The organism is Methylobacter sp. BlB1, assembly GCF_015476545.1.
GTDB lineage: Bacteria > Pseudomonadota > Gammaproteobacteria > Methylococcales > Methylomonadaceae > Methylobacter.
Window position 1 is genome coordinate 1 of sequence record NZ_JADMKV010000058.1, and the last position, 14,799, is coordinate 14,799.

A 14,799-nucleotide genomic window follows, 5' to 3' on the forward strand; every position below is an offset into this window, starting at 1 on the left:
TGCAGTTTTAACGGGGTTCCAGTTTCAATCCATGCCTGGGCAATAGTGCGCTGTGGCTGTGTGGGACTTTGTAGCAGTCGTTCTATGACAGTGCGAATATTGACACCTTCATAAATCACACCCAAAGAACCTGAATCCCGCCAGCTTTTAATCCCCAGTTTGGGCACCAGTGCCTGATTGGCAGGTCGGTCAAGTAGTGATGGTGTGGCCAGTTTAAAGCCACTGCCTTCTGCCTCTACGATGGCTGAGAGAACGGGCGCTGTCAGATAGACCTTTTGAATCGGCTCTGGCAACCGCTCGAACGCGACGGACTGCAACTTTTCATACACATGAACCACGATGACTTATCCTTTCAGGCGAATACGGGAAATAAACACTGCTCAATCCCGATAAGGGTGCAGGTTGTTGATGAAGTCATAAAAGTTTTCGGCGACAAAGCCCAACCAAGTGTTATCTTCTTCACCCCAGGGCCATTGTTTCTCCGTCCAGTACCAGATGCGCCCCTGATGGTCTCCATCGAGTTCTAGCAAAATTAAGCCCTGTCCAGCATCGCCCGCAATGGGTAAGTAATTGCGAGGAAAACAAGGTGACCATTCTTCACCGTAATCGGGATCGGTAGCGATATTGTAGGATTGGATAACTCGGTCTGGCTGCATTACATACGCAATATTTCCTTCATGCGCTTCCAACCGGTCAGGATAGGTAATGGTGTAAGAAAATTGATCACACATACCTGGCACATCATTAAACATGACAAAGCCGTACTGGCTGACAAATTCCACATAAGGAACGGGCAACTTGATGCCTAACGAGGATTCAATCAATTTAATATCAGAAGCAGTCGCTTTAGGTTCATCTTCTTTTTGCCAACGTGCTAGCATTACTTCAGAAATTTGAAACATTAAACCATCTCCTTTAAAACTCTTTAGTATTAATCATAGAATTACCACCGGTATGGGCGACGCCACCAATTGCTTTATCATGAAGCACCCGAGGAACATAACCTACCTTGCCATCCTCAAAATGATGCAGAACAAAATCTTTTTTTGTAGGTGGTTCCCAGTTGGGATCGATTTCCTGCATCATTTTAGTTAGTCCTTTTGCGTCCTTATCGACGTCCCCAGTCACTTCCCAAAGTTCATGCTTGCCGCCAACAACATATTCGTCGAAATTCGGCGCACCATTACGGAACTTAATCCCCGACACTGTCCTGCCATCGGGCAAGGTTTTAGGTTGGTCGAATTTAAATAGGCCATTGCCATCCGCGGGCTGATTGCCATCTGGGGTTTGCCACTTGCCATTAGTTTTACCTGTTGGCATGTCTAACTTGCGCTTTGCCCCATCGAGCCCCTGACAAGTCACACAACCAGGCATTTTTTGCTTGGCATCCAGCATGGCTTGCTGCACTTTCTTTAGTGCCTGGTTGCGTGCCTCGGCTACTTGTTGCAGCGTGAGCCCGCTTTTCTTGAGAACTTCTTTTCCCGCTATTGCCAAATTGTCGCTGGCTCTCAGCATTTTTTCCAATGCCTTGGCGGTTTCTGGTGCGTGCTTGGCAATCTTCGCCGGTTTGGCTAAAGCATCGCCCGCATAGGGTATCATCCCTGCCAGTGACAATAGAACACCTAAGGCATCGCCTTGTGCGGCTGAGAGAACTGCTCCCACTGCATCGCTCGTTGGTGTTGGATCAAATATCCCAATAATGTCGGCTGAAACTTGAGCATATTCAACTTTGCTCATGCTTGCAGCTTCGGTCTTTAACTGTTCCCAGACGTTTTTGCGAAGTTGCTCTGCTAATGCATCGTTATAATGTTGGCTCACGGTTCTTCTCCCCAATAGCGATCCCGTCGCCATTCGCTGGGATCTTTGAATTGGCGGGCCTGCTCCCAAGCCGGGGCAAAGCGTTCTGTGGTTAATTCAGCAAATCGATCTTCTGCGGCGCGCTGTGTTTGTGCCAACACAGCGGCTATTTGTGGTTGCTTATAAAATCCGGGTGCAATTTCCCAGCGCAATCGAATAAATAATCGCATGGAATAAACATCGTCCAGGTTAAATGGTTCTGCAAGATCGATACTGTCATTGATTACCCACAGCAAATAGCCACGTGGATAAATGGATTTAAAATCTGGGCGATATTCCAATAGGTGCTCATCAATGTCCTTAATCAGGGATTTCCGATTTTTAAGCACCATTCCGTGCACTTGGGACTTGCTAAGGATCAACATATTGAGTTAGAGAAATGGAATTAGAAAAGAGATTCAGGAGTTGATTATCAGCCTTTGTTTAATAAGCAACCATGCTTACCAATCAGCATTCAACCCCCATCATCACCGTAGGAGCACTTACAATCAGGCCGCCATGCTCGGTCATATCAAACATTCTGGCAGAGTTTCCCAACATGGGGTAGGTATACATATCTGAAACTCTAGCAGCCAAGGATATAAACACTCCTGTGATTAATGTAGATTTTAGAGATCGGCGAAAGGTATCAGATCGTCAAGCAGTATCGGACAGAGATAACTTGTAACTGGCCCCGGAAAAAAACAGCGCAGGTTCTTGTCATCGTCTTTTTCGGCAAGTCGGGTTTTGACGGGGCGGAAGATCGTCTTAGCCTACTCGACAGCTGAAAAGCGTTCAATACGCGCGGATCGTAATAGCGGAACGATAGGGATTTATTGGTTCCCGGATGGTAGGGCCTATTTAGCTTGTTTGTGATTTTTTGTGTAACTGCCATGTTTTCTATTCCTGGAACAAGAGTGCACCCGAGGCAGGGCATCAGAGGATAAACTATTGATGTAACTTTTTATCGTTTATAGCATTTTCTCCATGTCCAACCAATAGTATTGGAAAGCTGACGTAAAAGTCAATGCAGATTGGTTCAGATAAAAATGGCACCGACCAAGCGAATCGAAGCGTTCGTTTTGAGATAATGCCCCGAACTCAGCCGTCGTAAGCAGGTCGTACGAATTTACCGATTGCACGATATAGGGTAGCGTGATGACAGTTCAGGATGTGTGTGGCATCGCCGATGAGCCACTAGGAAAAAATCATGAGATGTCCTCAGTGCGACGAAACCATTCCTCTTATGGCGCTTATGGCGCTTATGATGATACTTGGTGGGGGCACCGCCACATTGGGCCTCAAGCTTTAATCGCGTGTCCATGTATAAATCTCGTATTCTGCCCAATAAATCGGTCCAGGAAACGATCAACCAGCCTCTGACCTTTCGTATTGAATGACAGCTTTCTGTATTACAGCCGCTATTTGGCTGAAATTCTTGAATGTCTCTGATTGGCCGGTTTGAGTTGGTCAGGGCTGTTTCAAGCCGCCTCATTCCGGCCAGATATCCAATCTTGATAATTACTCGGTTTTCTAGCTTTTGTCGCACCCTATCGGAATCATCCAGGACTGGCCGGGCTTGTCATCTTTGGCATAGTCAGCCACCGGTATAACCTCGCCTGTTATATGCTCTAGTTCAGATACGCTTACTAAATACTGATCCAGACGATCCCGAGTGGCTTCCTGACTGTTAGGCACAATCCAGGCAATCGCCTGTTCATCCTGACCTATTCCCCGGATAATGACTTTCCAGAACGCATCCGGTGTTTGGACGCTATGAGACTGAAGGAAGGCATCATCATCTGGGTTATTGCCCCAGATCACGCCACCAATTACCAATAGCTCGTCAATATCTCGATAGCATTCAATGATCTCTTCGGTCTGCAACCAAGCCCCCCGATTCATATTGGCCGCCTGCGGCAGAATATTAGTCATCGTGTTAGTGGCTTTGATGGCTTCGGCTGAAGCATCCAAGTGATTGGCCGGCACCAGGTGGCCTCTATCGTAATTCAGGCCATAGGCACTGGAGCTGGTTTGCTGGCAGTCAGTCGGAACATTGGGATCGAGAAAGAAACGGTCATAGCGAGGCGCATTGCCTGTATCATGCTGGGCCACATATTGAAATTTGGTAGCTCCTCGTTTTGCACAATCCAACCAGACTGTGAAGCCCGGATAATCCAATCTCAAGCTCGGTTGGTGTTCCCAGGCCAGGATAGCGCTTCGGTAATCGGCCACATTGCCAACAGTTGTCTGTATATCGCCGGTATAAGAGCCCCAGATGAAGATATCCCCTGTCCGATCAATGCCTAACGAGTTATCGCTGATCGGATAGTGGCGGTAATAAGGAAATTGAGGACTGAGGCCTATCCCTTCTACCTTACCGGTGAAAATCGCAGGGAAATTGGCTTCCGCGTAAGCGAACACACGATCATAGGTTATTGATTGTGCGACTTCCCAGTCTGTAATGGCACTATCGTAATCGGCCACGTTACCAACAGCCGTCAGTTCATTGCCGGTATAGGGCCCCAGAACGAAAATATCGCCTGCTGGATCAATGCCTAGATAGTTGCCGCTGGCTGGGTAATAGCGATAGAGATACTGCTGGTAATGCCCTTCCTCTGTCGCTTCGCCGGTAAAAATGTTCGGATAACTGGCTTCGGCATAGGTAAACACACGACTATTAGGCAACTGAGATGCCGGTGTAATTGCTGAGGCAAGTGTGGAAAAGAATAACCCAAATAGGATGAAAAAACGGATGATGTATAGATACATAGCAACTTCTTTGAAGTATTTTTATTTATTATTTTCTTTATTATAGGTCATGCTCAGCAAATCAAGTACTTTCCTAGCAAAGCCAGGAAAGTATGTGATCTTGTTTTTAATGGGATAACGCGGCCAAAAAGAGACGATCAAGAATTTCAAGGGAATTGCGGGTAAAAGCCAGAAAGCAGCCGTTCAACAACTGCATCACTTGACACAAAAAGTGGCAGGACTTTTGCGGTGGCAAGTGGATGCACTGGTTAGCTTATTCTATTAAATTTAACCAATGCTTATGAACTATTTCTGTTGCGGATATTCTTGAGGACAAGCATTCTCGAACCATCGTTTCAAGCACATACGGGTTTACTTTCTCAAGGTGTCCTTTAAGCAGATACTCTGTTTCTTCAAGTGCATAATCAAAATTTGAAATGGAAAACCTATTTGATTTGAACTGTTCAAATAAAAAAGTGAGCATTTTTTTTCCGTAATGATGGTTAAGAGGCATCCCAACAGGGGCATCAGAATTTTCTGATTGCCTCTCGATTAGACTTTGAACTAACGCAAGAATTGAATCGAGCTTTAATTGTATTTCTGGTATTTCCCGGTTCAGAAAAGCCTTCACGAAAATTGAGGTTGCTTGATTCCTCTGGATTTCTTCCACTATCTTTTGATGATTATGTTCAATGAGCCACTCAATAAACTCATCTATTTCCAATCCTTTTTGAACGTCCCTACCTGTTGCATATGCAGATAATAGCCCAACTATCGTTGCATATGCGGCTGTGTATTCGGCAATCAATGCTTTATCTCAATTAATGGTTAACAATTATATAATTTCTGTACATCATCGTTTATCGACACACTCTAAGCAATAAATTAAGCGGGTTCCTTTAAAACGCTAGCTGTATATCTTTCAGTGTCGGATGATATACGGCTTCTTCTTATCTTAAAGACTGTCTGTCATCCGGCAATAAACAGCCGCTCAAGCCACTATGGTAAAAGGTCGATTTGCCACTTCCACAGTGAGCAAAAATTGAAATTAATGGCTGCTATTGAGAAGGTTAATATCACTGCCTTTTTTGGCTAGATAATATGCATATAAAATCTGTATGCAAAATTCCGCTGGAGTGACAAATCGGGTTCGACCAATGTTTCCACATTGTAACATACCGGATCAGTAATCTCCGGTCACCAGATAATCAGCATCACCCGCCGTTACTACTCTCGATACAACCCAAGATGTGTTTTTTACTTACCCTTCAGAAGCTTCCCCTTGAAAAAGATTACACTAACAACCCAACAGACTGGGTAGATTTTTGATCGAATCTATTATCAAATCCGGTGTGATAGGGGATGATTCAGCATAGCTTTGCCGATACTTCCCAGTCTTCACCAAAATCCCCATTAGCCCAACCTGCTGTCCGCCACCAACGTCTACATCAATATCATCACCTATTATTGCGGCTTCTTCGGGTTTCAGTCCCATATCATCCAAAGCGATTTGGAAGAATTCAGCAGAAGGTTTTCCAATAATCATGGCTTTGGAACCGCTCGCATATTCCAGTCCTTCAATAAACCCGCCTATATCCATTCGCAAGCCATGTTCAGTTTGCCAAAATCGGTTTTTATGGATGGCGATCAGTTTCGCGCCCTGCATCAGGCAATTGAAAACCTCATTCAACAACGGGTAAGACCAGGTATTACCAATGTCGCCGACTACAATATAATTTGCTTTTGTATCGGACTGGCGAAATCCTTTAAAGTCCTTTTTTACATCATCCGCCAACAGCAAGCGGCAAACTGGTTCGTGCTGATTTTTGAGATAAAGTAATGTGGCCTGGGGAGCGCTGATAATCTCATCGGCAGAAATTGAAAAGCCCATGGCGTTGATTTTCTGTTGTAAGGATGCCAATGATAAAGTACTGGTATTGGTGACAAAACGGCAAGGCATACCGCTCACACGAATTTTTTCAACCGCTACAGCTGCACCTTCGATGGCATTCGATCCAACGTAAAGCACGCCATCAAGGTCAAACAGAATGCCTTTAATAGTAGCAAGGGTCTTCATATCTGTCTTATCTGAAACCGAGATAACCAACGAAAAGGCCAATTGCCAATGACATAATTATCAAAGGCAGGTGGCGGAGATACGAGTTATTTTATTGATACCTCGATAAATAGATGACTGAATCGTATCAGAATTTAACATAGAAGTATTGGAATCAACAACATCTAGCACGGCCTTTGGATTCCAGCTGCTATTGATGCTGAATGTTGGTTAGATGGCTCGCTAGAGATGGAATGTCGGCTATATAAATCATTGCAGACACAGCTTGCTGGCATTGGCGAACGGCAGTAAGGGGTCGAACTGAGACAGTCTATGTCTGATGCAGTAGAAACTAATTTTATAAGTTGTCAGATTAAGTTCAAACTACTACACCGTACTCAATATTTTTCTCAACATTTGGCATTAATAAACCACTGTTTTTCGATCTTTGTGTTTTGACATGGCATGGGCCGATGGCAGCCATTTTTTTAATCTTTAGATAAAGATGGCATCAGTCTGAATCCGATTTCATTGATGCCACATCAAATCCAGACCTACAGCTATTTACTCGATGACGATTAGCCCAGTGCGCTCATCAATCCTGTTGGCATAGCCGGCAATAATGTCGACCATCCCAGCAGTCATTTCATCGCCCCCTGAAAACCTAATCGCCAGCTGTCCATTCGTTTTACTTTTATTGATAAAAAATGCCGCAGCCGGTCTACCGTTTTTTTCAGTATGCCAATCTGCTGATTGTTTTAAAATCAGAGCGAGACGTGACCAAGCCGCACCAAGACCAAGATCCGCAACACTAGAAATATCAATATCTTCCTCAAGATCATCATTGACTGAATATTCGCTCGCATGTTCTTTGCATCGTGTCGATGACCAGCCGCCATCGTTATTGAGCAGCGCCGGTGCACCGCAGATCTCACAGATGTACTGTGATAACGTTTCAGCTGTCATCTGCACGCCCAGCGAGTAGTCATCGCAACCATGATGGTAAAAACACAAACTGCCAGACTTTTCTTTAACTTGCATTGCGTGAGCCTGGGGATTGTGTTTTGTCAATAGTTCTGAAATCACATCAATCAGTGTGTACCAGCCATCGCCGCATGAAAAGCCCCAGCACATTAAAGTGCGTCTCATATCCCCATGGCGGTCGCGATATAGACTCGGATATTTTCGACATAATTGTTCATCCAGTTCTTTTCTCATAAAGTGTTTCCGATTTTACGAAAAGCATGAAATAACATTCATGGCTCGAAATTATTAATGCATTAACCAATACTGATTTGTCACGTCGACTTCATCACGTGCGTCATTAATTGCTTTCCATTTATTCCACACATATTCGGCATCAGCATTAAAACCCGGCTGGCCCTTTAAAAAATAAACGCGGCCACTTTTTGTTTTAACAGTCATTGAACTGCGATCAAATTCTTGAATTGCTGAAGTAACGCGCCCAGAGTGCCCTCGGTGGATATATCCAACAAGATGGTGTGACCTATCGGTTTCCTGGCCAAATATCACTTCTCGAACAGACCAAAATACAATCGTTTCTTCGGGCTCCTGCTCAATGGGGGCAATGCTAAAGATCGGCATAAAAATATTGGCTCCGTGTTTAATTTGAGGCTGCTGAGGTATCAGTAATTGTGCTGTTGAAGATACACTTAAGTCATCCAAAGTAATTTCAAATAGTTTACTTTCTCGATTGCATTGTTGTTCTTGTGTTCTCAAAACAGCTTTTCCGCAAGCACTTTTTAATTCACGTTGGATCGATCTTGGCCCCATCTTGCTTTCAATAATTTTATTGATTACCGCCTCATCCAATTGATCAACGAATTTAGTGCCCCAATCATAGTTTTTTAGAATTTTTTTATAGACAGAATTAATCACCTTAACCATTTGTTCATCAGATGGCGCAGGCACTTCGATGACAGTAAAACGAGAAAGAATCGGTTCTGCAATTAAATTCACATAGTTTGCTGTTGCAATCCAGACTACAAAGGAACAATCAGCCTGGACTTCCAAGGCTTCATCGACAAAAGATTTCGCCGTTTGCTTTTCTAGCAATTGCAACAGCACGCCGAGGGGGTCATATCGTTTGTCTCCCCCGCTTTTATCAATTTCATCAAGCACCATTATTGGGTTTCCAATGCAACTACGGGCTATGGCTTCGACGACTTTGCCCGGTTTCCCCTCAGCCCAGCCTGACGACATTCCACCGAGGACGAAACTTGCCGTCATACCCGATAGGCTAATGAGCTCGAAATGTGTTTTGATAAGCCTAGCGAGCTCATGGCAAAAAGTTGTTTTACCAACGCCTGGCGGTCCTGCCATCAACAATGGACTTGCAGAAAATACACGTGTCTCACCGAGCAGCGACAACGCGAATTGCTCTTTATAAAAGTCGATAACGGTTGAAAAATTCGGAAATCGAGCTCGTAGTTCTTCAAGGTCATCAAAAATAGACATCGGCAATTCAATAAGCTGCAAAAAGCCACTGGTATTACCTAAATAACCTAGAAATCTTTTGTTATTACGATGCAAATTACTTCTGCGGTCATGTTCATCAAGAATTTCCTGCATCCGTGCATGATTAAAGATCTCGACAACCGTAGGTAATTTTGAAAATTCTATGCCTTCAATTTCTTCTAATGATTCTTGTTTACTTACCTTTGATTTCCACCTTAAATATTCTCTGAATATATTATTCTTATCATGTATATACATACTATTAACAAAGTCATAATTTAATATGAATAACATCATCAAGCGCTTTATATGCTTGATATGCCGCTGGATTACATTCATATAAAATCATGAAAAATCATGCCCTGTCAAACAAAACAATGCGAAAACATGATTATTGGAAAATCCTATATATGTTTTCACATAATAGACAAAAATAGTGTTAAAAAATATATATTTTTTCAAATTAATATCATTAAATATAATTTATTACATTTTTTATTAAATATTATTATATTGCTTTCTTGTATTAATTTTATATTATTTTATTAATTCGCCTGATAATACTGTGAGCCAATAGCTATTATCCTCTTAAGCAAGATTCACAATCTTGAGTAGATGGATTTGGCGATGGGTGAATAAAGAAATGAAAGGAAATTTATACGCCAATGAAGCCATGTAATCTTACAAATCCACCGCGCAACTACGCGACCAGTGGTGATCAAAGATAACGAATTTGTTGAAGTGCAAAATACTTGATATTACAAATCAACGACAATCGGTGCATTGACGAGCCGATAATACTCGTTATTCAACGATGCATTAACGTAAGTCGTGCCGTTGCGATCAAGCACACCATAGCCCTCATGGACATGGCCAAATACATGAACCCTAGGTTTGATACGTTTCAAAGCCTCGGATAAATCTTCGCAGCCGACGCTTTCGTCATCATCGATTTTATCGAGAATGCCAAAAGGCGGTGTATGAGTAATTAGCACATCAATATCGTCTGGGATTTTTGCCCATATTTCTGCAAGCTTATAACCGCGCGGCAAGTTGAACGCCCAACTGCAAAAAAAGGGCTGCCAGGGCGATCCCCAAAACTTTACGCCATCGATCTCAATGCCGGAATCTTCAAGATATACCGCATTTTTTACCAGTGCTTTGGCCTGCTCTTTAGCCTTGGCAAACGGCCAATCATGGTTACCCGCAATCAGCAGCTTGTGTTTATGCGATAAGCCCTTCAAGAAATTATCAAAATCTTCAAGTTCGTCAAGACAACCATACCCGCAAATATCGCCGGCAATGATGAGGACATCGCCATCGGGGACCGAAAAGGCTTGCCTGGAACTATGAAGGTCGGACATACAAACTAAACGCATACCCTTGGCTGTCAATTGTGATGACAGGCTATGTCGAACGTTTTTCTTATGTGTGTACATGATTCATTCCTAATTAAATGGAGCATGATCGTCACTGCTGTAAAATATTTTTTCGAAGAATTGAGAAAAACAGAATGCCGCAACTGAGATCATGCCCCAGATTATATTTTTAAAGATGACGATCAGATGGTGGTTGTCACTTGTGAATGTACAAGCATCCAAATAGAACCTTGAATGAAAAACTCCCTGCAATTCGTACGCGACAAGAATTACAGACAATTTTTCATTCATATTTAAGGTCCTGGATTTCCATAATAAACTTGTATTCAATCCATCTTGGCCAAGCGGCTAACTGTCCATCTTACTTACAGGCATATCAATTTTTTTTCATTAAAAGAGGATGAAAGCCCTATAGGCGTAGGATACCCCCTAGCATTACACGCTATTCTTACACCAGCTACTTCATAATCTACCGACTTATGAATATGTCCATGACACCATAAGGTTATTTTGCCGGCGTTCTTTTTTAGAAATTTTTCCAAGTTGGAGCCGTAAGCTACATTTGCAGTTGATCGTAAAGTTGGCGCATGGTGTGTCACGACAACAGTTTGACCCGTATGGGGTTGATCGAGTTGCTGTTGCAGCCAACATAACGATTTCTTGTGTAATAGATAAGCAACTGTCGGCGAAAAATATTCAGGATCGAATCCGAATAGTGAATCGGGGCGCATCAACTGTAACGCGGCTTCTCGGTTTTGTGCATTTGCCCACCATGCTCGGCAATAGATGTATTTATAATCGTTGATGGTCGACCAAGCTCGATTAATTTCTTCAGATGAATAACAATCAAAATCTGTCCACATAGTACACCCGAGAAATCTAACGCCACGGATAATGACCGATTCGTTTTCCAGGAAATGGATATTGAGTTCTTTAGCTTTAAATCGTAATTCGTCAATGATCGCTAAATCACTGTCGTAAAGCTCATGATTTCCGGCGATGTAAACAATTTCTTGCTGCTTAAAACGATACCTAGCCCATTCGATGCCGTTAGTCCATTCGCCTATATCACCTGCTAAAACTATGACATCCGCGTCATTTGGATAATTAAAACGCATATAGTCATAGTCAAAAGCTGGGTCGAATTTTCGGCTAACTAATTCAGTATGTAGGTCCGATGCGACAAATATTTTCATAATTCACATAACAAACCATTTAATTTTCGTAGCATACTTGTCGGTGACGTCAACATCCAAGTTTACGTTATTTGTCATTTTCCAGAGTTGCCAAACCAACTCAAAGTCCGTATCTCCGTTGCTTACCGGCTGACCCACTAAGTTATAAATTCGGCCACTGCTTGTTGTGATTTTTTTTCTGTCACTGTCAAAATGTTGAATTGCTGTCGTAACACGCCATTGTTTGTTCATCATCACAAAGCCGATCAAAAGATGCATCACATCATCATCTTCATCATCGCCGTAAAAACTGACTTCACGAATTGACCAGGCAACGATGTCTACTTGCGGCTGGTTATTTACGTTGTCAGCATCGCTAAAAATAATTTGTATATCCATCAATTTGACTAGAGAGGTAAGAAATAGCGTTTAATTAGTAATTAGGCTTTTTAGCTATCTGTTCAATATCTCTCCCGTCTCTTCATCAATTTTCTCAGCATAAGCTAATAAAAGCGCTAACATTCCTTGCGTTATTTCATTTCCCCCGGCGAGTTTAATGCATAGCTTACCTTTGAATTTTTTAACATAATGAATATCAACGGCAGGCATATCATTACTTTTTGTATGAATCTGGATTAGCTGATAAAACTCAAGAATCATGAGGCGCCACATTGTGCCTTTCATTCTCATCGGAAAAGGTAAATTGAGGGTTTCATCATATTCCAATTGATGCGAAGACCACGGGTCATGCAACTCACAGCGTGCTGTCATCCCGCACGAATTAATAAAGGTCCCTCTGCTCCCGCACTTTTCACATATCAGTTGTGATAGATAATAGGCCAGTCTAGTGATGCCAAAGATGTAATCATAATCTTCTGGAGCGTATCCAGATACGCAAACCAGGAGTGAGCCATAGTCGCCTTCTTTTACCTGTTCGACTACTGTAGTACGGGACCGTTTTACAATTAGCGAAGATAGCGTATCAATTAATGCGAACCAGCCGTCGTTACATTCGAACACCATCTTTTCAGCGTTCTGTCGGTCTTGGTATAAAGTCGGGTACTCGTTACATAATAAATTTTGTAATACCGGTAACATAATTAAAAGTAAATGCTTTCCATATTGCTCACAGGCTGTATTTGTTCAATAGCCATAGTCAAAAAATTAAGAACAAGAGTATAAGCTCCCCGGATTTTCCGCAGTGCTCACTAGATGTGGTATGCCAAGTTAATTGATGGCTTCCCGTATCTAGTGCGCTAAATAGCCACATGAACTCGTAACCCGCTAATAGGGAACTCTAGAAGGTGTGGCTACCACGGCAATTTCGGGAAAGCCAAAGTATAAAATAAATGGGAAATATACTCCACTTATTTCGAGTCCTCTTATATAGCGTCCCTTTGTGTAGGGTGTTTTCTAGCAGAGGGTTTTATTATTATTTCATATTAAATTAGCTAACTTAGGACCAACTGATGGATGAATATTGCGTGCTTTTTGGCAAGCGTTTAGCTGAAATTCGCAAGGAAAAAGGCATTGCACAAGATAAATTAGCGTTGAAATGTGACATGGCCAGAAGCTTTATTGGCGAGGTGGAGCGGGGGAAGCGCAATCTTTCTTTACGTAATATTTGTAAAATAGCGATCGGCCTAGGGGTTACAACAGCCGAATTACTTACATTAGTGGATGATGAGATAAAGCCTGAAAGTTAGGCTTTTATAAAAACTGAGGCATTGCGTCCTCATGGACATAAGGGTAGTCACCAAGAGATTCCTTATACCGTTAGCCGGGTAAATCCATCAAAATCCAGGCACTCAAAGATAGCATCGACAATATGAAAGGTGTCGACAAACCTAAGACCGACAATGACAAACAGGAATTGCTCAATCTTGATGATATTCTGCCGAGGTTATTGTTGAAGTTCGGCGTGCAGGCGTATTAATAGGACATAAGCCGGAATCCAATTGCTACAGGATTGGAAAATTGATTTTTTTGGTAAAAAATTAACTTGTACATGCAAGAAGAATAACGACAATTTCTCTTCTAATTCACCATTCCCAATAAGTGGCTTTAATTTCGGCCAGATAGTCTTTGCATAGTTAATTTTTTGGCCTCTTTATAAAAAGCAGATTTGGCTTGTTTGTCGAGCATGACAATCGGGCAAGATGGCAAAAATGTACAGTACGAGTATGAGGTAAGTTATAATACTTATCAATTTATTTTTTGCCTCAGCCAACAAGAGTTAAGGCAATGCAGATTATCGAAATACAGCGCATATCGTTTTGTTCAATAAAAGGATATTTAAGTTTTTATTAGGAAATTTTTGATAGCTTGTGCGCGAGACTAAAAGAATTAATTAAATGATTTCTAGATTAGAAATATTCGCGTTAAAAATAACTTTGCTAAATAAAGAACTTTTTCTCGCTGCATCACAGCTAAAATTTAGAAAAGTAAAAAAGTTGATTTTGGATTATGCAGATGTTAACTGTAAATATGAGTCCAATACAACGCCACTATTAGTAGCTATCACAGATAAAGATAAACAAAAATCATTAAAGACCGTTCAAGTTCTGATCGAAAATGGAGCAGAAGTTAATTTGGATGGTAAAGAAACTCTAGGTATAGGCTACAACACCAGTGTATATGACGATACTTATTCGCCTTTAATGCTTGCTGCAAGATGTGGGAATTATGATGTTGTAAAGTTCCTTCTTGAAAAAGGTGCCGATGTCAACTATCAAAATCCTAAAGGGGATAACGCATTAATATATGCCAGTGAAAAAACTATCCTTCAACCTGGTGAGACTATGGATGAAGCTGCGAAGGAAATATTAGCATTATTGATTTCACATATAGCCGATATCAATCACCAAGGTAGATATGGCAAAACTGCATTGCATTATGCATGCGAATCACGCGAGCTTTTTCCTGCACAAATTCTAACCGGAAATGGTGCAGACCCTACAATTCAAGATAAAGATGGTCGTACTCCTTTATGTTTAGCGAAAAAAAATAAACGCAAAAAGATAGAAGATTTATTAAATGGATGTATTGAAAAAAACGATTTAACTTCGTTGGTCACTGTAACTGAAGATAAAACTGAAAGTGTCCTCATGTAATTGATTTGCTG

15 protein-coding genes are annotated in these 14,799 nt (G+C 41.9%); 2 read left to right on the forward strand and 13 right to left on the reverse strand.

Annotated elements, in window-relative coordinates:
• The 13 genes from IT781_RS17535 to IT781_RS17595 all read right to left on the reverse strand — a co-directional run.
• Nucleotides 1-338: hypothetical protein (locus tag IT781_RS17535; protein ID WP_194971473.1), on the reverse strand; the 338-nt coding region annotated here is incomplete at its 3' end.
• A 42-nt stretch (nucleotides 339-380) separates the two neighbouring features.
• The gene (locus IT781_RS17540; RefSeq protein WP_194971474.1) at nucleotides 381-902 is read right to left on the reverse strand and encodes an SMI1/KNR4 family protein; all 522 of its coding nucleotides are present in this window, start codon (nucleotides 900-902) and stop codon (nucleotides 381-383) included.
• Between the two features lie 13 nt (nucleotides 903-915).
• Nucleotides 916-1,818: a hypothetical protein gene (locus IT781_RS17545; RefSeq protein WP_194971475.1), complete on the reverse strand. Its 903-nt coding sequence runs from the start codon at nucleotides 1,816-1,818 to the stop codon at nucleotides 916-918.
• Nucleotides 1,815-2,189 carry a hypothetical protein gene (locus IT781_RS17550; protein ID WP_194971476.1) on the reverse strand — a complete coding sequence of 125 codons (375 nt, stop codon included), beginning with the start codon at nucleotides 2,187-2,189 and terminating at the stop codon, nucleotides 1,815-1,817. Before IT781_RS17550 ends, IT781_RS17545 begins: the two co-directional genes overlap by 4 nt.
• A 1,180-nt stretch (nucleotides 2,190-3,369) precedes the next feature.
• A complete protein-coding gene (locus IT781_RS17555) occupies nucleotides 3,370-4,524 on the reverse strand; it encodes a DNA/RNA non-specific endonuclease (protein ID WP_228779248.1) in 1,155 nt (384 codons plus the stop codon).
• Nucleotides 4,525-4,861: 337 nt separating this feature from the next.
• Nucleotides 4,862-5,395 carry a hypothetical protein gene (locus tag IT781_RS17560; RefSeq protein ID WP_194971478.1) on the reverse strand — a complete coding sequence of 178 codons (534 nt, stop codon included), beginning with the start codon at nucleotides 5,393-5,395 and terminating at the stop codon, nucleotides 4,862-4,864.
• 489 nt (nucleotides 5,396-5,884) lie between these two features.
• The gene (locus IT781_RS17565) at nucleotides 5,885-6,664 is read right to left on the reverse strand and encodes a TIGR01458 family HAD-type hydrolase (protein ID WP_194971479.1); all 780 of its coding nucleotides are present in this window, start codon (nucleotides 6,662-6,664) and stop codon (nucleotides 5,885-5,887) included.
• A gap of 543 nt (nucleotides 6,665-7,207) precedes the next feature.
• Nucleotides 7,208-7,861 (reverse strand): hypothetical protein, encoded by a 654-nt coding sequence (locus IT781_RS17570; RefSeq protein WP_194971480.1) that lies wholly within the window; start codon nucleotides 7,859-7,861, stop codon nucleotides 7,208-7,210.
• Between the two features lie 54 nt (nucleotides 7,862-7,915).
• Complete coding sequence (locus IT781_RS17575; protein WP_194971481.1) at nucleotides 7,916-9,460, reverse strand: AAA family ATPase; 1,545 nt, start codon at nucleotides 9,458-9,460, stop codon at nucleotides 7,916-7,918.
• Nucleotides 9,461-9,879: 419 nt separating this feature from the next.
• A complete protein-coding gene (locus IT781_RS17580; RefSeq protein ID WP_228779249.1) occupies nucleotides 9,880-10,560 on the reverse strand; it encodes a metallophosphatase domain-containing protein in 681 nt (226 codons plus the stop codon).
• A 305-nt stretch (nucleotides 10,561-10,865) separates the two neighbouring features.
• Entirely contained in the window at nucleotides 10,866-11,696 is an 831-nt protein-coding gene (locus IT781_RS17585; RefSeq protein WP_194971482.1) for a metallophosphoesterase, read from the reverse strand.
• A gap of 3 nt (nucleotides 11,697-11,699) precedes the next feature.
• The gene (locus IT781_RS17590; protein WP_194971483.1) at nucleotides 11,700-12,074 is read right to left on the reverse strand and encodes a hypothetical protein; all 375 of its coding nucleotides are present in this window, start codon (nucleotides 12,072-12,074) and stop codon (nucleotides 11,700-11,702) included.
• A 54-nt stretch (nucleotides 12,075-12,128) separates the two neighbouring features.
• On the reverse strand, nucleotides 12,129-12,773 hold the full coding sequence (locus IT781_RS17595) for a hypothetical protein (RefSeq protein ID WP_194971484.1): 645 nt from the start codon (nucleotides 12,771-12,773) through the stop codon (nucleotides 12,129-12,131).
• Between the two features lie 371 nt (nucleotides 12,774-13,144).
• Between IT781_RS17595 and IT781_RS17600 the strand changes: the two genes are divergently transcribed.
• Together IT781_RS17600 and IT781_RS17605 are read left to right on the forward strand one after the other, a co-directional pair.
• Nucleotides 13,145-13,381, forward strand: coding sequence for a helix-turn-helix domain-containing protein (locus IT781_RS17600; RefSeq protein ID WP_194971485.1), 237 nt, complete (start codon nucleotides 13,145-13,147; stop codon nucleotides 13,379-13,381).
• 648 nt (nucleotides 13,382-14,029) lie between these two features.
• On the forward strand, nucleotides 14,030-14,788 hold the full coding sequence (locus tag IT781_RS17605) for an ankyrin repeat domain-containing protein (RefSeq protein ID WP_194971486.1): 759 nt from the start codon (nucleotides 14,030-14,032) through the stop codon (nucleotides 14,786-14,788).
• Nucleotides 14,789-14,799: the final 11 nt, after the last annotated feature.

Bases quoted from the DNA above. Each gene is read 5' to 3' on its own strand.
- IT781_RS17570 (WP_194971480.1), bottom strand. From the start codon at position 7,861: ATGAGAAAAGAACTGGATGAACAATTATGTCGAAAATATCCGAGTCTA.
- IT781_RS17590 (WP_194971483.1), bottom strand. From the start codon at position 12,074: ATGGATATACAAATTATTTTTAGCGATGCTGACAACGTAAATAACCAG.
- IT781_RS17580 (WP_228779249.1), bottom strand. From the start codon at position 10,560: ATGTACACACATAAGAAAAACGTTCGACATAGCCTGTCATCACAATTG.
- IT781_RS17605 (WP_194971486.1), top strand. From the start codon at position 14,030: ATGATTTCTAGATTAGAAATATTCGCGTTAAAAATAACTTTGCTAAAT.
- IT781_RS17575 (WP_194971481.1), bottom strand. From the start codon at position 9,460: ATGAATGTAATCCAGCGGCATATCAAGCATATAAAGCGCTTGATGATG.
- IT781_RS17600 (WP_194971485.1), top strand. From the start codon at position 13,145: ATGGATGAATATTGCGTGCTTTTTGGCAAGCGTTTAGCTGAAATTCGC.
- IT781_RS17550 (WP_194971476.1), bottom strand. From the start codon at position 2,189: ATGGTGCTTAAAAATCGGAAATCCCTGATTAAGGACATTGATGAGCAC.
- IT781_RS17565 (WP_194971479.1), bottom strand. From the start codon at position 6,664: ATGAAGACCCTTGCTACTATTAAAGGCATTCTGTTTGACCTTGATGGC.
- IT781_RS17540 (WP_194971474.1), bottom strand. From the start codon at position 902: ATGTTTCAAATTTCTGAAGTAATGCTAGCACGTTGGCAAAAAGAAGAT.
- IT781_RS17595 (WP_194971484.1), bottom strand. From the start codon at position 12,773: ATGTTACCGGTATTACAAAATTTATTATGTAACGAGTACCCGACTTTA.
- IT781_RS17585 (WP_194971482.1), bottom strand. From the start codon at position 11,696: ATGAAAATATTTGTCGCATCGGACCTACATACTGAATTAGTTAGCCGA.